This window comes from Paenibacillus sp. Root444D2 (genome assembly GCF_001426375.1).
Lineage (GTDB): Bacteria > Bacillota > Bacilli > Paenibacillales > NBRC-103111 > Paenibacillus_E.
In genome coordinates this window covers 33019-52691 of record NZ_LMEO01000013.1, presented here as the reverse complement: position 1 = coordinate 52691, position 19673 = coordinate 33019, and the positions used below count along the sequence as shown (strand labels likewise).

The 19673-nt window shown below is 47.1% G+C and carries 17 protein-coding genes; 12 read left to right on the top strand and 5 right to left on the bottom strand.

Going from position 1 to position 19673, the window contains the following annotated elements:
- Window positions 1-11 precede the first annotated feature (11 nt).
- The 7 genes from argJ (at window position 12) to argH (ending at window position 7763) form a co-directional block, all read left to right on the top strand.
- Complete coding sequence (gene argJ / locus ASD40_RS10660; RefSeq protein ID WP_057303280.1) at window positions 12-1238, top strand: bifunctional glutamate N-acetyltransferase/amino-acid acetyltransferase ArgJ; 1227 nt, start codon at window positions 12-14, stop codon at window positions 1236-1238.
- A gap of 82 nt (window positions 1239-1320) precedes the next feature.
- Complete coding sequence (gene argB, locus ASD40_RS10655) at window positions 1321-2091, top strand: acetylglutamate kinase (RefSeq protein ID WP_057303310.1); 771 nt, start codon at window positions 1321-1323, stop codon at window positions 2089-2091.
- 336 nt (window positions 2092-2427) lie between these two features.
- A complete protein-coding gene (locus ASD40_RS10650) occupies window positions 2428-2703 on the top strand; it encodes a hypothetical protein (RefSeq protein ID WP_057303279.1) in 276 nt (91 codons plus the stop codon).
- A 27-nt stretch (window positions 2704-2730) separates the two neighbouring features.
- Window positions 2731-3927, top strand: coding sequence for an acetylornithine transaminase (locus ASD40_RS10645; protein WP_057303278.1), 1197 nt, complete (start codon window positions 2731-2733; stop codon window positions 3925-3927).
- Window positions 3928-3957: 30 nt separating this feature from the next.
- Window positions 3958-4917 carry an ornithine carbamoyltransferase gene (gene argF / locus ASD40_RS10640; RefSeq protein WP_047682143.1) on the top strand — a complete coding sequence of 320 codons (960 nt, stop codon included), beginning with the start codon at window positions 3958-3960 and terminating at the stop codon, window positions 4915-4917.
- A 39-nt stretch (window positions 4918-4956) separates the two neighbouring features.
- Window positions 4957-6195, top strand: coding sequence for an argininosuccinate synthase (locus ASD40_RS10635; RefSeq protein WP_057303277.1), 1239 nt, complete (start codon window positions 4957-4959; stop codon window positions 6193-6195).
- Between the two features lie 152 nt (window positions 6196-6347).
- The gene (gene argH, locus ASD40_RS10630; RefSeq protein WP_057303276.1) at window positions 6348-7763 is read left to right on the top strand and encodes an argininosuccinate lyase; all 1416 of its coding nucleotides are present in this window, start codon (window positions 6348-6350) and stop codon (window positions 7761-7763) included.
- Between the two features lie 57 nt (window positions 7764-7820).
- Here argH and ASD40_RS10625 read toward each other — a convergent pair whose 3' ends face one another.
- From ASD40_RS10625 to ASD40_RS10615, 3 genes are all read right to left on the bottom strand, one after another.
- Complete coding sequence (locus ASD40_RS10625) at window positions 7821-8708, bottom strand: DUF4097 family beta strand repeat-containing protein (RefSeq protein WP_057303275.1); 888 nt, start codon at window positions 8706-8708, stop codon at window positions 7821-7823.
- A gap of 3 nt (window positions 8709-8711) precedes the next feature.
- Window positions 8712-9416 (bottom strand): HAAS signaling domain-containing protein, encoded by a 705-nt coding sequence (locus ASD40_RS10620; RefSeq protein ID WP_057303274.1) that lies wholly within the window; start codon window positions 9414-9416, stop codon window positions 8712-8714.
- 120 nt (window positions 9417-9536) lie between these two features.
- Entirely contained in the window at window positions 9537-10979 is a 1443-nt protein-coding gene (locus tag ASD40_RS10615) for a VanW family protein (RefSeq protein WP_057303273.1), read from the bottom strand.
- Window positions 10980-11624: 645 nt separating this feature from the next.
- Here ASD40_RS10615 and ftsE point away from each other — a divergent pair.
- The 5 genes from ftsE to ASD40_RS10590 all read left to right on the top strand — a co-directional run bounded on the left by ftsE (window position 11625) and on the right by ASD40_RS10590 (window position 17655).
- A complete protein-coding gene (ftsE, locus tag ASD40_RS10610; RefSeq protein WP_047682153.1) occupies window positions 11625-12311 on the top strand; it encodes a cell division ATP-binding protein FtsE in 687 nt (228 codons plus the stop codon).
- Window positions 12301-13218 (top strand): permease-like cell division protein FtsX, encoded by a 918-nt coding sequence (gene ftsX / locus ASD40_RS10605; protein WP_057303272.1) that lies wholly within the window; start codon window positions 12301-12303, stop codon window positions 13216-13218. Before ftsE ends, ftsX begins: the two co-directional genes overlap by 11 nt.
- A gap of 284 nt (window positions 13219-13502) precedes the next feature.
- The gene (locus tag ASD40_RS10600) at window positions 13503-14693 is read left to right on the top strand and encodes a murein hydrolase activator EnvC family protein (protein WP_057303271.1); all 1191 of its coding nucleotides are present in this window, start codon (window positions 13503-13505) and stop codon (window positions 14691-14693) included.
- Between the two features lie 91 nt (window positions 14694-14784).
- Complete coding sequence (locus ASD40_RS10595; protein ID WP_057303309.1) at window positions 14785-16248, top strand: S41 family peptidase; 1464 nt, start codon at window positions 14785-14787, stop codon at window positions 16246-16248.
- A 123-nt stretch (window positions 16249-16371) separates the two neighbouring features.
- Window positions 16372-17655 (top strand): PDZ domain-containing protein, encoded by a 1284-nt coding sequence (locus ASD40_RS10590; protein ID WP_057303270.1) that lies wholly within the window; start codon window positions 16372-16374, stop codon window positions 17653-17655.
- A gap of 47 nt (window positions 17656-17702) precedes the next feature.
- On the opposite strand, the gene ASD40_RS10585 is transcribed toward ASD40_RS10590, so the two are convergent.
- Window positions 17703-18518, bottom strand: coding sequence for an OmpA/MotB family protein (locus tag ASD40_RS10585; RefSeq protein ID WP_057303269.1), 816 nt, complete (start codon window positions 18516-18518; stop codon window positions 17703-17705).
- Window positions 18502-19296, bottom strand: coding sequence for a flagellar motor protein (locus ASD40_RS10580; protein ID WP_057303268.1), 795 nt, complete (start codon window positions 19294-19296; stop codon window positions 18502-18504). The genes ASD40_RS10585 and ASD40_RS10580 overlap by 17 nt, the downstream gene beginning before the upstream one ends.
- Between the last annotated feature and the right edge of the window lie 377 nt (window positions 19297-19673).

Below are 19673 nucleotides of genomic sequence, written 5' to 3'. Positions count from 1 at the left end.
GAAGGACGAACATGCTAGATCTAGTAAGCTTTACTGTCGTGCCAGAGGGCACAGTAACGACGCCGAAAGGCTTTCGTGCAGGTGGTCTGCACTGTGGATTAAAGAAGACGGAGCGCTATGATCTAGGCGCAATCGTCTGTGATGTACCGGCGACAGCGGCAGGCGTTTACACGCTGAATGCATTCCAAGCGGCACCGCTGCGCGTGACGCAGGAGAGCATCGCCCAAGGCGGCAAGCTGCAGGCGATGATCGTCAACAGCGGTAACGCGAATGCGTGTACCGGCCAGCAAGGCGAGGACGACGCATACGCGATGCGCGCTGCTAGTGCGAAAGCGCTAGGCGTGGCGGAGCACCACGTCGGCGTGACGAGCACGGGCGTCATCGGCGAGTTACTGCCGATGGGGAAAGTACTCAGCGGCATCGAGCAGCTGCCTGCTAAAGTGAAGGCAGAAGGTGGAAACGACTTCTGCCAAGCGATCCTGACCACGGATCTCACGCAGAAGATGACGTGCGTCCGTGTTGTCGTTGGCGGCAAGGAGGTTCACATTGCCGGGGCAGCGAAGGGTTCGGGGATGATTCACCCGAACATGGCAACGATGCTCGGTTTCATGACAACCGACGCGCCGATTGATAGCGAATACCTGCAGCTGCTGCTGAGCAGGATCACGGATACCACGTTCAACATGATTACTGTTGACGGGGATACTAGCACCAACGACATGGTCGTGGCGATGGCAAGCGGGCTGGCCGGCGGCGAAGCTTTGAATCCGGAGCATCCGGATTGGGAAGCATTCGCGGCAGGGTTCCAGTACGTTGGCGAGTACCTCGCCAAGGCGATTGCGCGCGACGGCGAGGGCGCAACGAAGCTGATCGAGACGACAGTAGTCGGTGCGGAGAGCGACGATGCGGCACGTAAGATCGTGAAGTCGATCATTGGCTCTAGCTTGGTCAAATCCGCTGTTTATGGCGCGGATGCGAACTGGGGTCGGATCATTGCAGCTGTAGGTTACTCAGGACAGCCGGTGAACGTGAACACCGTCGATATTCGCTTGGGCGATATCGCAGTTCTTGAGCAGTCGCGTCCGGTGAAGTTCGACGAGGAAGCGGCGCTTGCTTATTTGAAAACAGACACGATTCAAATTCATGTGAATTTACATATGGGCGCTGGCAAAGCAACGGGCTGGGGCTGCGATTTAACATATGATTATGTGCGGATCAATGCGGCTTATCGAACTTAGGTATTAGTTAAGTTTTTGCACTTAGGATCGCACATAAGGAAGCAAAGGGGAACGAAAGCTCGTGAAGAACAATTGCTTTGTGATGAAATGCGGCGGCAGCACGCTGGCGGCATTACCGTTTAGTTTCTTTGAAGATATGCGTCAGCTTCAGGATGAGGGCATTGTAACGGTCATCGTTCACGGCGGCGGTCCTGCCATTTCGGAAACGCTCGGGAAGCTCGGGATTGAGTCCGGTTTCGTGAACGGTCTGCGGGTAACGAATGAAGCAGTATTGGACGTCGTTGAGATGGTGCTTTCCGGTCAGATTAACAAAGAGATCGTCCGCCGAATTCAGTTAACAGGCGCAATGGCGCTTGGATTGTCTGGTGTGGATGGACATTTAATTGAAGCGAAGCCAGTGGCGAATAGCCACGAGGTTGGCCTTGTTGGTGATGTCACGAAAGTGAACGCTGAGCTGATTCAAGGTATCGTAAACATGGGTTACATCCCGGTGATCGCTCCCGTTGGGCTTGGCGCCGATGGCGGCCAGCGTTATAACATTAATGCCGATACAGCAGCAGGGGCTGTTGCTTCTCACCTTGGTGTAGAGCAGATGGTTGTGGTGACAGACGTTCCCGGCATTATGAAAACAGTCGATGGCAAGAAGCAGGTGCTTCCCGTTGTCAGCGTGGCAGAGATTGAAGAAATGATCGCGAACGGTGATATCTACGGGGGCATGATTCCGAAGGTTCGAGCAGCGATTGCTTGCATTCAAGGCAGGGTCCAAGAAGTTGTCATCGTGAACGGCTCTGAGCCGAATGTGCTGAGCAAAGTGCTGAAGGGCACGGGGATTGGCACGAGGATTGTGCGTTAACAAGCACACTAAGTAACCGAAAAGAAATGATATGAGGAATACATCCACCAAGTTGGGTTGTAGATAACAATGTTTTTCATTGCATTGGCTAAAATATTGCAAATACCGCAATAACGATGTTTTTCATCCTAATGGTGCAACTACAAGACTCCGGAGCGAGTTTAACGATGTATTTCATTCTTAAATAAGGCCGTAATGTAGGTTTACCTGTAAATTGACTCACTTAACGATGATTTTCATCGCTGTAACTAAGGATTAATGTCAGGCTGCCTCCATAGCGATGAAAAACATCGTTACCACTCAATAATCAAAGGTTTTTGAACGGAGGTATCTGTGATGCAGCGGATTACTTTTATGTTTAAACAATTCCGAAGAGAGCCCTTATGGTTTAAAATACTTATTTCGACAACCTTGCTTATTGCACTTATTTTTAGCAATTCCTACTTTTCGAGTGATCCAGCTTACCAAGGCTTCTCCAAATTAGCGGCAGCCATCTTTTTCATCGCATACGGGATGAAGATGGGAAGGAATCGAGTAACGGCTATCATTTTATTTGCAGCTGCAGCAATATGTCTTTATCTAGCTTGGCATAAGTTCGAGCTCATGGGTTGAACCACAAACTTTAAGGAGGGAATGTACATGACTGAAACAGGAAAAAGCTCGCTATTTCCAACCTACGCAAGATATCCAATCACACTAGTAAAGGGTGAGGGCAGCCGTCTGTGGGATGATACAGGCAAGGAATACATCGACTTGATGAGCGGGATCGCGGTGACGAACCTCGGGCACGCGCCTCAAGCGGTGAAGGAAAAGTTGATTGAACAGCTCGATCAAGTATGGCATGTGAGCAATCTTTTCCATATTCCGAATCAGGAGAAACTGGCTACACTACTTACAGATAACAGCTGTGCAGACGCGGTATTCTTCTGTTCAACTGGTGCGGAAGCGAATGAGGCTGCAATTAAGCTGGCACGTCGCTATAACCAGAAGGTTTTGAACAATGGTCGGTACGAGATTATCACGTTCAACATGTCGTTCCACGGACGCACGCTGGCGACATTGACGGCTACAGGGCAGGATAAAGTGAAGGAAGGCTTCCATCCGCTTCCTGGAGGCTTCGTCTATGCGCCTTATAACGATTTTGAGGCTGTTCGCAATCTCGTAAATGAGCACACATGTGCCATCATGCTGGAGATGGTGCAAGGGGAAGGCGGCGTACTGCCGGCTGATCCAGAGTTTGTGAAACAAATTGCAGAGCTTTGCAAGCAAGAAAATCTGCTTCTGATCGTGGATGAAATCCAGACGGGTGTGGGACGTACGGGTAAGCTTTTTGCCTATGAGCATTATGGGGTGGAGCCGGATATTTTCACGTTGGCCAAAGGCCTTGGTGGAGGGTTTCCGATCGGCGCTATGTTAGGCAAAGCGTTCTTGGCTGAAGCATTCAGCGCTGGAAGCCACGGGTCAACTTTTGGTGGAACGCCGATAGCTACGGCTGCAGGATATGCGGCTGTTGACACGATTATCTCAAATAAATTGCCTGAACGTGCTGCGGAATTAGGCGCATATACGGTGAAGAAGCTGGAGAGCAAGCTTGCAGGCAATCCGCTTATCAGCAATATTCGCGGCATTGGTCTCTTAATTGGGATTGAATGCACACAGCCAGCAGGTGAAATCATTAGCGAAATTCATAAGCAAGGTGTACTCGTGATTCCGGCAGGGCCAAACGTTATTCGTCTGGTGCCCGCTTTGACCATACCGCAAGAAGATTTAGATCAAGCCCTAGATGTGGTGTGCAGTGTCCTCTCCCAGAAGGCATCAACCATCAGCAGCGTCTAGTAAAAGTTCCGTTTAGAGAGGTTGGATAACATGAATATGGCTGTTAAGGAAGAACTGGCTGCCCAGTTAAAGGGCAAGGATTTTCTTGCTTTAGTTGATTATACATCAGAAGAAATTGAATACTTGATTCACTATGCGATTGAGCTTAAACGTAAACAAAAAGCAAGAGAGCCGCATGCTGTGTTGGCTGGTAAGACGCTGGGAATGATTTTTGAGAAATCCTCGACGCGCACGCGTGTTTCCTTTGAAGTAGGAATGTACCAACTTGGAGGTCAGGCTCTTTTCCTTAGCAAAAATGATCTGCAGCTTGGACGCGGCGAAACCGTTTGGGATACTGCACAAACACTGTCCCGTTATCTGGATGGCATCATGATTCGTACGTATGAACACCGCAAAGTGATTGACCTTGCTCGTGGATCAACGGTACCAGTTATCAATGGATTGACGGACTATGCTCATCCTTGTCAGGTTATGGCTGATTATCAGACGGTTTTGGAGAAAAAAGGCCGTTTGAAAGGTCTCAAAGTCGCCTACATCGGAGACGGCAACAATATGGTGCATTCCCTCATGATGGGTGCAAGTAAATTAGGGATGAACTTCGCGATTGCCTCGCCGGAAGGCTACGATCCCGACAAGGAAGTCATTCAGATTTCTAAAGAGAACGCAGCGCAAACTGGAGGCAGTGTCCTCCTAACTCGCGATCCACGCGAAGCGATTGAAAATGCGGACATCGTCTACACGGACGTTTGGGCAAGCATGGGCTTTGAGGCGGAGCAGCAGGAGCGGGAGATTGCTTTCAAAAACTTCCAAATCAATGAGGCGCTTGTAAAGCATGCTAAGCAAGATTACTTGTTCATGCACTGCTTGCCTGCACATCGCGGGGAAGAAGTGAGCGAGGGTGTTATTGACGGCCCGAATTCCATTATTTTTGACCAAGCAGAGAATCGTCTTCATGCGCAAAAGGCTATTATGGCCGCGACAATGATATAATAATTCGTAGCAGACATAGAAACGGAGAGATTAGTAGACATGGCTAAGGAAAAAATCGTTCTCGCCTATTCCGGCGGATTGGATACATCAGTTATTTTGAAATGGCTCAAGGAGACTTACGACGCCGAAATTATTGCTTTTACAGCGGATATCGGGCAAAAGGATGAGCTGGACGGTCTGGAGGAAAAAGCGCTCCAAACCGGCGCATCCAAGATCTACATCGACGACCTGCGCGAAGAGTTCGCGAAGGATTTCATCAACCCGATGTTCCAAGCGGGTGCTCTTTATGAAGGGCAATACCTGTTAGGCACTTCGATTGCTCGTCCTTTGATCGCGAAGCGCATGGTCGAAATCGCTCGCGCTGAAGGCGCAACAGCGATTGCTCACGGCGCTACCGGTAAAGGGAATGACCAAGTGCGCTTCGAGCTGACAGCAGCGGCGTTGGCGCCTGAGCTGTCCGTTATCGCGCCTTGGCGTCTTGAGCAGTTCCGCGAGGAGTTCCCGGGTCGCGCAGAGATGATCGCTTATGCCGAGAAACACGGCATTCCGGTTACTGCATCGGCGGCGAAGCCGTATTCGACGGATCGCAACCTGCTGCATATCTCTTTCGAGAGCGGCATGCTGGAAGATCCTTGGTTTGATGCTGCATCCGACGAGAACAAAGGCATGTACGTCTTGAGCGTAGCTCCAGAAGATGCGCCTGATCAAGCGGAGTACATCGAGCTTGAGTTCGACAAAGGTGACTGTGTAGCCATCAATGGCAACAAGTTGTCTCCTCTTCAAGTTATGGAAACCTTGAATGAAATCGGCGGCAAGCACGGTATTGGCCGTGTGGACATGGTAGAGAACCGCTTCGTCGGCATGAAGAGCCGCGGCGTGTACGAGACTCCGGGCGGTACGATCCTTTTCACCGCTCACCGCAAAATGGAATCCCTCACGATGGACCGCGATGTTATGCACCTTCGTGATTCCCTTATTACCAAATATGCGACACTTGTTTACAACGGCTTCTGGTTTGCACCTGAGCGTTTGGCGATTCAAGCGCTTGTGGGAGAAAGTCAAAAGAACGTAACAGGTACTGTACGCTTGAGATTGTACAAAGGCAACGTAATTGGCGCTGGTGTGAAAAGTCCAGTATCCTTGTACAATCCGGAAATTGCTACAATGGAAGCAGATCCGACGAAAGCATATGACCAAGGCGATGCAACTGGATTCATCCGCTTGAACGCGCTTCGTCTGAAAGTATCCTCCGGCGTAGAACAAAAAGCAAAGAAGTAATTATATAGCAGCACGGTCCGCTGGCTTTCCCTTGTGGAAAGCCTTTGGGTTGTCCATAAGCTTGTCTATTGTAAGGACTGTTCAGCAGAGAGACTTTGAGCGCTGCTCAAAGATCCCTATATTAGGTGTTAATACGAAAGGAGCCATGCACGGTGTCTAAGCTTTGGGGTGGACGATTTACGAAGAAAACCGACCAATTGGTCGAAGAATATACCGCGTCAATTACATTTGATAAAGAGTTGGCCGAGGAAGATATTGAAGGCAGCTTGGCGCATGTGACGATGCTTGGCAAGTGCGGCATTCTTCCTGCGGATGATGTCGAGAAAATCAAGGATGGCTTGCTGGCTGTGCAAGGCATGATTCGCCGCGGCGAGCTGGAGTACACGATTCAGAATGAAGATATTCATATGAATATCGAGAAAACCTTAATCGACTTGATCGGTCCTGTCGGGGGCAAGCTTCATACGGGCCGCAGCCGTAACGATCAAGTGGCTACGGACATGCATCTCTACCTGCGCAAGCGGGTGGTTGAGTTCGTAGGCCTGCTGATCAAGCTGCAAGAGGCTTTGCTTGAGAAAGCGAAGGATAATCTCGATACGATTATCCCAGGGTATACGCATCTGCAGCGTGCGCAGCCGATTCTGTTCGCGCATCACATGATGGCCTACGTCAGCATGTTCCAGCGTGACCTTGAGCGCTTGCAGGACAGCTACAAGCGCGTAGACATGCTGCCGCTCGGCGCTGGCGCGCTCGCCGGCACGACGTTCCCGATCGACCGCCATTTCGTGGCGGAGCAGCTCGGGTTCGGACGCGTGTACGAGAACTCCCTGGATGCGGTCAGCGACCGCGATTTCATCCTGGAGTTCCTCTCTAACGCGTCTATGATCATGATGCACCTTTCTCGCTTCAGCGAGGAAATGGTGCTTTGGTCCTCGACCGAGTTCGCGTTCATTGAACTCGATGATGCTTTCTGCACCGGCAGCTCCATTATGCCGCAGAAGAAGAACCCGGACGTAGCTGAGCTTGTCCGCGGCAAAACAGGCCGCGTCTACGGCAACTTGTTCGGTCTAATGACCGTGCTCAAGTCACTGCCGCTGGCTTATAACAAGGACATGCAGGAAGACAAAGAAGGCATGTTCGATACGGTTCGTACCCTGCAGGGCGCTCTTCAATTATTCGCTCCTATGGTCGCTACGATGAAAGTAAACTCGGATCGCATGAGACAAGCTGTGAACCAAGATTTCTCGAACGCAACGGATATCGCCGATTACCTTGTGAACAAAGGGCTGCCTTTCCGTCAGGCGCACGAAGTGATTGGCAAAACAGTGCTATACTGCATCCAAAACAAAAAATACCTACTCGATATGAGCATCGAAGAGTTCAAAACGTTCTCTTCCCTTTTCGAGTCCGATATTTATCAGGTCCTACAGCCAGAGCAAGTAGTTAACGCGCGTAATGTCTACGGCGGAACAGCCAGTAACCAAGTGACTGAGGCGATCGCTCGTGCCGAGCAAGTGCTTGTGCAGTCGAACGAGTGGTTGCAAGAATTTTTAGAAAAAAGCAAGTAAACGAATAGATAAAAAGCCTTCAAAACCATCGAATCTGATGGTCTTGAAGGCTTTTTGTCATCTACCGTTAACCGAGATATACCCCGTATCTGTTCGCACACTTATTTTTTTGCTGCCATCGCCGATGGTGCCTTTTGCCGAATGATGATCGGACCTTTGTACAATCAAGCCAGGAACTTCTAAATTGACACTGCCTACGTCGGAATTGAGATCGAAGCTTGCGCCTTTTGGAGTAGGATCGAGCTGAAGACGAATCGAGCCTGTATCGGCTTGAAGCGATACGGAATCTCCGATATCATGCAGCTTAGCTGTAATACTGCCTGTATCTGTTTTCATCTTTACATCGCCTTGCCCATCCTCTACATTGATACGACCCGTATCTGTTTGAAGGTTTAGCTGCTTCCCTTCGTAACGATCAATGGAAATGCCGCCTGTGTCGGTGGTGACTGTAAGCTTATCGGCTTTTACCTCTTTGAAGTTGATGCCCCCAGTATCCGAGGAAACCGTGATAGCTTTGTACATTTTTTCTGGAAGTGTGACTTCTGTTCGTAATCGGAAACCGTGATTATTGATCAGTGCTTTCAGATCTGACAAATTGAAGCCGAAATTAATTTGCGGTTTCTTCTGCGTACATACGTCTACTCGCCATACATTGCTTCCTTCTGTCGCCGCCTCAATGGTGCAGCTTTTAGCAGTAAGCTCTCCAACCGTTCCTACGAGATGTACTTTAATTTCATCTGAATTACTTGGGATAAAAGTTACTCCGGAGATGTCATTTTGAATGACTAATGTATCAATATTGGCTGCCGGAATCTTTTTTTCGATATCAATATTCGTGACACCTGCGCTCCAATCCACCTCTTTGAAAGAAACAGCTGCTCCAATAAGGCCAACCCCAAGGCAGGCAAAGCCGAGCAGTAAGAAAAATTTGACTCCACGTTTCATGGCTTAAGCCCCCTTAATTAGTTTGGCATTGAATCGGATGTACAACCAGCTTAGTTTGAAGAATTGTTTGAACAACCATGAGCTGAGCGTCGTTAAAATGATACCCAATCCGAAGCAAGCAAGCATGGCGAAACCTATGAAACGCATATCGCTGCCGACGGTTCCCATATAACTTCCGAGAATACCAACAATTGGTGAGATGATAAGCGCAAAGCCCGCTGCAAATAGGGCAATTAACGCGGCGAGAACACCGAACCATGGACCAACAACGAAAAGGAGATTAAAAAATCCGAGCATAATACTTACGATTATAGCCTTAATACTCGACTCCTGTTTAACCGGATAAGGGTATGGATTGGGGTTCACATAAGGATTCGTGCCCTGTGGAGGCGTATATGGTGGAAAGCCCTTCGTCTCAGGAGCTTGCTTAGGCGCCGCAGTCGGTTCAGGTCTAGGATAAGATTTCTCTGCCCGTTCGCCAGACGTGCTTTTGGAAGGCTCCTGCTCCGTACTAGGTGTCTCCTTCTGAGCATCCCAGTTAGGAACTCGCGGATAGCCGAGAGATTGGGCTACATCATCCTCTTGTTTGCCGTTTTCAATTGCTTTCTGAAACAATTCTTCATAAACAGACAATATATTTTGGCGCTCCTTCTCGGGAAGTCCGCGCAGTCGATAGTTTAATTCTTTGAAATAATCGATTTTGCTCATCGCCTAGCCTCCTTGTGTGCTATTTCATATTCCTATCATAATAGAAAAAAGTCATAATGACCTAGTAACTACAGTCACATGACCTTTCCTATTCGCAAAAGAGGCAGAAGCCTCTCTATATTACCGGTTAACCGGTCCTTTCACGCCGTCTTCAAGGATGGGCTGCTCTGGCGTTGAGGGATTCATTTCTTCCGACTGGATGTCACTCCGGTTGGCGGCGATGATAGTAGGCACTGGAGAATACTGATCCTTCGAGATTAATTCTTTACTGACGACCGTACCATTTTCTCTTTTGGTTCGATACGTTTCTACCTTGTAGCCGACCTTGCCGGTGCTGATAGGGCGTGTAATGCCAGGTTTCAGGCTGGAATTTTGCAAGTATTTAACCGGTGGTTGAATTGTTTCTACAATGTTGGAATCGATGTCATAGGTAATGGAAGGCGACATGTGACCGAAAAGCTTCACGGTGACGGCTTGTTCTGTTGTTATGGTTCGTATCAATAAATAGGCATCTGTGTTGTTGCGGAATTTGAAGTTAATATAACCGCTGGCGAAAGTTGCATCTTGGCCGAGTGTAACATAACTAACAGGGAGTGAATGATTGCGCCGCTCAACAATGTCTAGACCACCCCGCAAGACAGCGTTGTATAGCGTTGTAGAGACTTGGCAAATGCCGCCTCCAATGCCTGGCACGAGCTGGCCGTTTAGGATGACTGGTGCCTCCTTATAGCCGAATTTGGCCTCGGTTTGTTCAATTATCTTGCTATAGTCGAAGGTCTCTCCGGGAGCCATTAGATAATCCTGAATAGAGGCGGCTGTTGAGCGTATATTGTGAATTCTCCCTTCACCCGATGGGGGGAATGAGGTCGTAAATTCCGAAATTTTGCGATCGATACCCTGACGCTTCAATGTTTCCGTCGTTACTGCGGGGCCCTGCTCGTATAAAGGCAAGGAGAGTGTGATTGGGGCGGCATTGTGAATATAGGCAATGGAGGGAGCAATTTCTTTCAAGTGTTCAAGCAAATGGGCTGTATCGATTCTTAACACTTTACGTTCGGGCTCGAAAACGAGTAAATCTTCATTGGTTACGATTCGTTTTGCGGCAACCGGCTGAAGGCTATAGAGGTCTTTCCAAGTTTCTTTGAGTACGGTGTTTAGCTGCGCTTGGTTGACAGTGACCTCAAGCGGTATATCTGCATGACGGAGAGTCCAGCGAGCTTTTATACGTTCTATCGGAGAGCCTCCGAATAGCTGGCCAAGTGAACGAACTAGTTTTTCCGTTTGATATTGAACACCCAATTGTCCAAGTGCCAGTTTTTTATTGGGAATGTTCGTACGGGAGGATTGCAATTGAACGGGATAGGATGAGAGCAGCTGTAGGCGCTTTTCGTATTCTTGTTGAAATTTATCATAGGGCATTCCTCCAACCCGCCACCCAGCAACTGTAAAATCTGCAGGAAATGTAGGTCGAGATCCATAGTAATACAGAGCAATGCTAAACGCACTTAGTATGCCTATAAAGATAGACGCATAGAAGATAACTTTTCTAATTTGGCTTGGCATGCACAGCGGCTCCTTTGCGCTCAGATACAAGCGGTTCAGGCACAAGGATGCCTGTACTACTATATGTATCGTTAGCTAGGGGGTTTTAGTACTTGCTAGAGGATTAATCAGCAGCCCAGAAGAACAAACCATCGGACACTGAAATCGGTTATCAATCCGCCCTTATTGACATGCTAGAGGTCGTCAGGTAACCAAACAATTGGTGCTTCCAACGGAATTGCTCATTCGGTCTAGTGTAGCCGACACCTAAAATTAAACAAAATTAATGCATGACCGTCCTATGTGGGGCGGTTTTTGCGTATATTATAGTTTTCCTGTTCGACATTACTAGCGTTGGATTTCTCATATTCTCTAAGAAAATGATATAATGACGGTATTCAACAGGATTCTCAAAGCTATTTTAGAAGGAATTTCAGCTTTTGTGTCGAATGGTTAAAAGCTATCTTTACAAGCAGAGAGACTTTGAGCTGGGCTCAAAGATCACCAAAACGGAGAGACTTTGAGCTGGGCTCAAAGATCCCAAAGCAGAGAGACTTTGAGCAAGCTCAAAGATCCCAAAGCAGAGAGACTTTGAGCAAGCTCAAAGATCCCAAAGCAGAGAGACTTTGAGCAAGCTCAAAGATCCCTATATTAGGATGTGATATTGTGATCGAAATGCAGGACGTATGGAAAACATACTCCAACGGCACTCATGCATTGCGAGGGATTAATGTGAAAGTGGACAGCAACGAGTTTGTCTATGTTGTTGGACCTTCCGGCGCAGGTAAATCTACATTTATGAAGTTGATGTATAGAGAAGAGAGGCCGACCAAGGGTCAAATCTTCGTGAACGGTTTTAATTTGGAAAAGCTCAAACAGCGTAAGATTCCTTATGTTCGCCGTAATATTGGTGTTATTTTCCAAGATTATCGACTGCTTCCTAAGCTTAATATTTTTGAAAATGTGGCTTTCGCTATGGAAGTTATCGAGGCACCTAAGAAGCAGATTAAGAAACGCACAATGGAAGTGCTCGAACTTGTTAAGTTGAAGGATAAAGCGAATTCGCTGCCCTCACAGCTTTCTGGAGGCGAGCAGCAGCGGGTAGCGATTGCCCGGGCAATAATTAACAACCCAGCTGTCATTATCGCCGACGAACCGACAGGAAATCTCGACCCTGAGACATCCTGGGGAATCATGAAATTGATGGAGGAAATTAACTTCCGGGGAACCACCATAGTCATGGCTACGCATAACAAGGAAATCGTCAATACGATGCGTAAACGAGTCATTGCGATTGAGCACGGACTCATTGCTCGTGACCAGGTACGGGGGGAATACGGTTATGAAGATTAGTACAATTTCTCGTCATTTGCGAGAAGGTACGAAGAATGTCGTTCGGAATGGTTGGATGACGTTCGCGTCGATCAGTTCGATTGCCATTTCGTTATTTATTTTAGGTGTTTTCGTCCTTATTACACTTAATGTGAATGATATTGCAGGTCAGATTGAGAAACAGGTTGAGATTAATGTGTATCTGGAGGTTAACACTTCGCAGGATCAGATTAAGGCACTCGAATCTCAAATCCAAGCTATTCATGAGGTAAAAACCATTAAGTTTGTTTCGAAAGAAGAGGGCCTTGTTTATTTAAGGCAAAAGCTTGGTGAGAGCGGTAAAGCTTTGTTAGATGGATTCGAAGGGGAAAATAACCCGCTAAATGATGCATTCACAATCGAAGTCGATGACCCGCGAAATGTGGCAGTCGTTGCTGATCAAATCAGCGCGCTTAACATCGGCAAAGATCCAAAGCCTATTTATAAAGTTAATTATGGCAAAGGTACGGTCGAAGCCCTATTTAAGGTGACACAAATTGTTCGTTGGATCGGTATTGGTATTGTTATTCTACTTTCATTTACCGCCGTATTCCTGATCGCGAATACGATCAAAATTACGATTTTGGCCAGACGCAAGGAAATATCAATTATGAAACTGGTGGGTGCGACGAATTCCTTTATTCGTTGGCCGTTCTTTATAGAAGGTGCTCTACTCGGATTCATTGGCTCTGTGATCCCTACAGCTATTATTCTAGGCGGGTACTGGAAGCTGCTTAACACAAGTTCACTGAACTTGAATTTGCTTATGGTGGAATTAACACCTTTCGGGAAGATTGCTCCTACGATGACGGCTTTATTGTTAGGCATTGGTATGGTAATAGGGATCTGGGGGTCCCTAATCTCGGTCCGCAAATTCCTCAGGGTTTAAAAGGTGGCTAAATAAGCCCACTTTGATAACGAAGTTGATCTTGAAGCTTAATCGGCGTCGAATCTTGAATGAAAAAGGGGCAGTGCGGTACTCATGTAGCTTGCTACATCCTCCTGCCCTCATTTTCATCCAACCTTATCGGTTCTGAAAGCCGACTTTAAAAGCTTTTATTTTTATTTTTTCATTTTCAAAGATTCATAGATTAATAAGATAAGAGACTAAGAGATTCGAAAGAATAAATGATTTATGCAGTGCCAGGTTTTGATGATAGGGAGGCTACGTGCTTGAAGAAGAAGATTCTACCTGTGGTGTTGACTCTTGGGATTGCGGCTTCATTGGCGGTTCCATATGCGGGATATGCCGCTTCAACAACGGAAAAGATCGATCAGCAGTTGACTCAGCTCAAGAAGATGAAGGCGCAAGCGCAGCAGAAGGCGAATGACGCGCAGAATCAAATAACGAAGGTCCAGACGGAGAAGGACCAGGCGACCAAGGATATGAAAACGCTTGTTAATCAGGTGAATGAGGCTAGTATGAAGCTCACGAAGCTGAATGAGGAGATCGATCAGGTATCGGACACATTAGCAGATAATGCTAAACAATTGGATGAAGCGGAAGCGCGTGTGGAGAGCCGTGATCTCATGCTGAAATCCCGAGTGCGTTTGATGTATATGAACGGCTTTGTTTCGTACATGGATGTGGTACTTAGCGCGACTAGTTTTTCTGATTTCTTGAACCGTATTGAAGCTTTGAAATCTATTGTCAATCAAGATAAAGAGATACTAGAGTCGAATAAGAAAGATAAAGAGACGGTTGCCCAGAAGAAAGTAGATACGGAGCAGCAGCTTGAGAAGGTTAAGGCACTTTACGCTGACGCAGATGACCTTAGGGATGATCTGAAAGCGAAGGAGAAGGCCAAGGAAGTTAAGATTGCTTCCCTTACGAAGCAAGAGAAGGTACTTGAGGATATTTCAGAAGAAAGTGATAAACAGATTACGCAATTAGCGAAGCAAGAAGCTGACCTACAGGCGAAGAAGCGGGCTGCTAGTAATGCGAAGTCGCCTTTCACTTATTCCGGTGGGAAACTGGGTTACCCATTGGCCGTTCAAGCGCCACTTACATCTGATTTTACGAATAGAATCAACCCAGTTACAGGCAGAGCAGAGAGCCATAAAGGGATTGATTTGGGAGCTCCCAAAGGAACGGACATCCTCGCGGCAGAGAACGGCTCTGTCATCTATGCATCTTGGATGAACGGCTACGGGAATTGCGTCATCGTGGATCATGGGAATGGGTTATGGACGGTATATGGACATATTATGAATGACGGGATCTACGTCAAAGTTGGCGATTTAGTTAAACGCGGACAGAAAATTGCCGGTGTTGGCTCGACAGGTCAATCCACAGGGAACCATTTGCACTTTGAGGTTAGGAAGAATGAAGTTCCAACCGATCCTAAACCGTTCTTACGATAAGGGGACTTGGTTATAAAACGGGAATAGCTTGTCATATACTACAAACAGGCGAACCCAGATGGGTTTTAGGAAAAAGGTGGTGAAACGCGCTTTGCAATTCAAAGGACGCACGGTCATAGTATTTGTTTTGTTAGCCATGTTTGCAAGCAGTATCGTGACACTGACGATTGTGGATTCATCCTTTTCTTGGGGGCGGAAAGAGCAGCCAGCGGGCAGTACAGCCGCATCCACTGCCACTTCATCCGGGCTATCGAGTAAGGATTTGAGCAAAATCTCTACAACGTTTCAATTGATCGAGAGCAAGTATTTGAAGCAGCCGGATCATGATAAGTTGGTCAATGGTGCAATCAATGGCATGCTGGAATCTCTGGAAGATCCGTTTACTGTGTATATGGATCAGAAGGAAGCGAAGCAGTTCGATGAGAGTATTACGTCTTCTTTTCAAGGCATTGGGGCAGAGGTTTCGATTGAGGAAGGTAAATTCGTTATCGTGTCTCCAATCAAGGGATCTCCTGCTGAGAAAGCGGGTATTCAATCCAAAGACGTGATTGTCTCTGTTAACGGAGAGAAATTGGACGGGCTTACACTCAACCAAGCGGTCATGAAAATCCGCGGCCCTAAAGGGACGCAAGCGAAGCTGGATTTACTTCGTCAAGGTGCCGGTGATCCAGTGCAGGTTATCGTGGTCAGGGATAATATTGACGTTGAAACGGTTTATGGCGAAATGCTGCAGGACCAAATTGGGAAGATTGAGATTCGCCAATTCTCCTCGAATACAGCCGTCCGTTTCGCTGAAGAGCTGAAAAGCCTTGAAGCCAAAGGGATGAAAGGGCTTGTTATCGACGTACGTAATGATCCAGGCGGTCTGTTGAACGTAGTTGTGGACATCGTGAATCCTTTTGTCAAAAGCGGCAAGCCGATCGTCCAGGTCGAGAATCGGGATGGGAAGCGGGAGCCGACACCATCAACGGGTTCAGGCAAGAACTATCCGGTCACTGTACTTGTGAACAAGGGCAGTGCGAGTGCTTCAGAGATATTGGCAGGAGCGTTCCAAGAAGCGGTTGGCAGTAAGATTATTGGCGAAACTTCCTACGGGAAAGGAACCGTTCAGGTTACTTTTGAGAAGGAAATGGGCGACGGCAGCAATATTAAAATGACCGTATACAAATGGTTAACGCCTAATGGCAACTGGATTCACAAAACGGGGATCCAACCGGATATCCCAGTTGAGCAGCCAGGTTATTTCAAAGCAGCTCCGCTGTCTAAGAAAAGCGTGCTTAAACAGGATACGACAAGCGATGATGTGAAGAATCTACAGCTCATGTTATCAGGTCTGGGTTTTAACCCGGAGCGCACGGACGGTTATTTCAATGATAAGACAGTTACAGCTGTTAAAGCATTCCAACGGACAAATGGTTTACCGATGACAGGCGAGGTAGACACGGAAACAGCGACTAAAATCGAAAAATCAATTTTGGCGCAAATCCGTGAGCCGAAGAATGATTTGCAGCTGAAAGCAGCAATTGGGCAAATCCAAAAGCAAATCGGGAAATAATAAGGATCAGATATTGGAAATTCGTCGGGATGGGCAGGAAATAAGCGCTCGTAGTCGAATTAGTGTAGGAAGGTTGCTACGGCAGCCTTCCTATTTCTTTTTCATCAAGGAGCCCAGATTCGTATGGATGTGTTGATTCAACTCTTGGACAGACTGCTGCATGCTGTGGGGCAGTTGTTTGCGAATCCTTTTTACTATATAGGAATTCTATTTATTGTGCTGCACTATCGGAAGCAGATTCAGATGGAACGTAAGCTTTTTCACACGCGCTTGCATTCTTTATTGAGTGAGACGTGGCGCACTGTACTATGGGGATGGCTAGGCGGTCTCAGTGCCTCCATACTTATGCTCTTCGTAGGTGTTAATATTGAAGCGAATACGGTAATTCTCTTATGGGTCCTTTCGATTATTCTAGTGATGATGCGCGTTAGATTCTTGTGTCTGGCTTATGCGGTAGGTATTTTGGGAATCGCGCAAGTGATTCTTTCGTGGATACCGAATGCAGCCAGTCTTCAGGAGGCGGTACCGATTCTGGACATTGTAGTTGGCGCGGATATTCCTTCCTTGCTGGTCATTGTCGCCGTACTTCATCTTCTAGAAGGGACGCTCGTCGGCTTTCAAGGGGCACGTATGGCAACACCGTTGTTCCTCGAAGGAAGACGAGGGCAGATTATCGGCGGGCAACAACTGCAAGGCTTCTGGCCTGTCCCTTTGTTCTTGCTCGTTCCTATGTCAGGGGGAAGTATACAAGCTCTTCCATGGGAAACACTGTTTGGTTCGAACCTCGCGTCAGGATGGACACTTCTTGCCTTTCCGGCAATGATCGGCTTTACGGAGCTAACGATATCGAAGCTCCCTCGTAAGCAAGCTCGTTTCAGCGCAAGCTTACTCTACTTATATGGCATCACCCTGTTAGTTATAGCTATAGCCGCCCATTTCTGGTCGCCGATTCTGCTTGTAGGAGCCGTATTAAGCATTACTTTACATGAAGGATTGATTCGGTATAACCACTGGGTTGAAGATAAGCTGGTGCCGTTCTACGTGCACTCACAGCGAGGTCTTATGGTGTTGTCGGTAGTGCCAAACAGTCCTGCCCACGAGTTAGGTATTCAAACTGGCGAACTCATTCATAAGGTGAACGGTCACAAAATCAAGACTAAAACCGATCTGCACGTTGCCATGGGGCTGAATTCCGCCTTTTGCAGGCTGGAAGTGCTGAATGAGCAAGATGAGGTACGCTTCTTACAGCGAGCGATTTACTCTGGCGATCATCATCAATTAGGTATTATTTTAGCTCCGGATCAGGATGCATTGTACTTCCTAGAGCAAAAACCTCTGCACCTGTTTTCCTATTTGCGAAGTAAACTAACCGGCTTGTTATCCAATGATTCGACGAAATCCATGTGATTAAAAAAAGACCCTATCCTCTCGTTTGAAAGAGGAAGGGTCTTTGCTTATTTAACCGTTGTTGTTGGAGAAAGCCCATCACGCAGTACGATAATTTCAACGCGGCGATTTTTGCTGCGGTTCTCATCGCTGGTGTTGGCTACTTTTGGCATCGTATCGGCATATGCGGTAGCAATAAATTTGTTGTTATCCAGCTTGGCTGTATCGCTAAAATAGCGAAGAACCGAAAGGGAACGGGCGAAGGATAAGCCCCAGTTATCTTTGAAAGGAGAACCTGTAGCCAGCGGTAAGTTGTCGGTATGACCTTCAATGCTAATCTTGCTGTTCAACGTAGGGATAAGTGAAGCAAGCTTCTGCAGAATAGGAAAGGAGGCCGCTTTCAGATCCGCTTTTCCTAGGTCGAATAGGAATAAGTCGTTAAGGGTGATAGCCACACCGCGTTCTGTATCACTGGCAGACACTTGTGCCTCCAGATTCTGATCCTTAATATAAGCTTGGACTTGTTTTAAAAGATCCTGAAGTTCCTTTTCGCGCTTCTCTTTTTCATTCTCTTCAGGCTTTGTTTTATCTTTCTCTTCCTTCTGATCGTCCTGGCTCTGATTCTGGTTCTGCGGTGTCTGGGCATCGCCTTGCTTAGGGGTCATTTGACCGCTTACGCCAAAGCCTTTATCCAAAACCGAGTCAGCTTTCTGGAATTGCATGTTTAAGGCTTGGGCCAGAACGGAATACTTTTGAACATCGACTTTACTCATTGCATACATAATAATGAAGAAAACGAGCAGAAGGGTGATTAAATCAGCGTAAGTAATGAGCCATCTCTCATGATTGACGTGTTCCTCGTGCTTCTTACCTCTCCGCGCCATTGTCGACATCCTCCTCTACGACTTTCTTCGTTGATTTATCGTGGAGGAAGGAATTCAGTTTTTTCTTAATTAACTGTGGATTCTCACCAGCTTGAAGGGCAAGAATTCCTTCTAACATCAGTTCCATTTCGGAAACCATTTCTTTACCGCGAACCTTAATTTTATTAGCAATCGGAAGATAGACCAAGTTGGCGCTCATAACACCGTATAAAGTGGCTGTGAAAGCAACGGCAATGGCGGGACCGAGACTGGAGGGGTCGTCGAGATTACCGAGAACGTGAATGAGCCCCATAACGGTACCGATAATTCCCATGGTTGGAGCATATCCGCCTCCGGCTTCAAACACCTTTGACATATTGTTAACCTGGTGTTCAATAGCATCCATCTCTAGTTCTAGAATTTGTCTGGTCAACTCAGGATCAGTTCCATCCACCACCATAAGTAAGCCATCTTTAAGGAACGGATTTGTATGCTCCTGTGCACGCTGCTCAAGGGCTAGTACTCCTTCTCGACGAGCGATAGAGGCCATATCCACAAGTTCATCAATCGTTGCCCCCGGATCTCTTTTAACTTCTTTGAAGGCAATGTCTAGAGCTTTAGGTATTTTGGCTAAAATAGAGAGCGGAAAGCTGATGGCTACTGCGCCAAAGGTTCCGCCGAAAACGATCAGCATGGCACTCGGGATGATCAATGAACTAATATGACCGCCATCCCACATGTACCCGCCGACTAAACCTACAAGACCCAATACTAATCCTAAAACTGTTGTCAAATCCATGACTGTACCACTCCTAATTAGCATAAAAAGAATAGGAACCATAAAGCAACCAGATAAGTTCGTTGGAGTCGTTCTCCACAAAATTTATACAGGCCGTAACAGATATTGCCGTTTGCATCCATGATTCAAAAAGAGTATAATGGAAAAACCAGAACAAACATTCTTATGATGGATGAATTTAGAGAATCCTTCATATTTGTGGCGAATAAGTTCCATAAACTTCTATATCGGAAATAGCATAAGGAAAGTTAATAGGATAAAAGTTCGATTTATTTCGATAAAATGTAGGTTTAAAAAGTTCGCTTTCAGAACCGAGAAGGTTGGAGGAAGTACGGAGAAGGAGGAACGAAGTGTAGAGATTTGCTACATGGGTACCG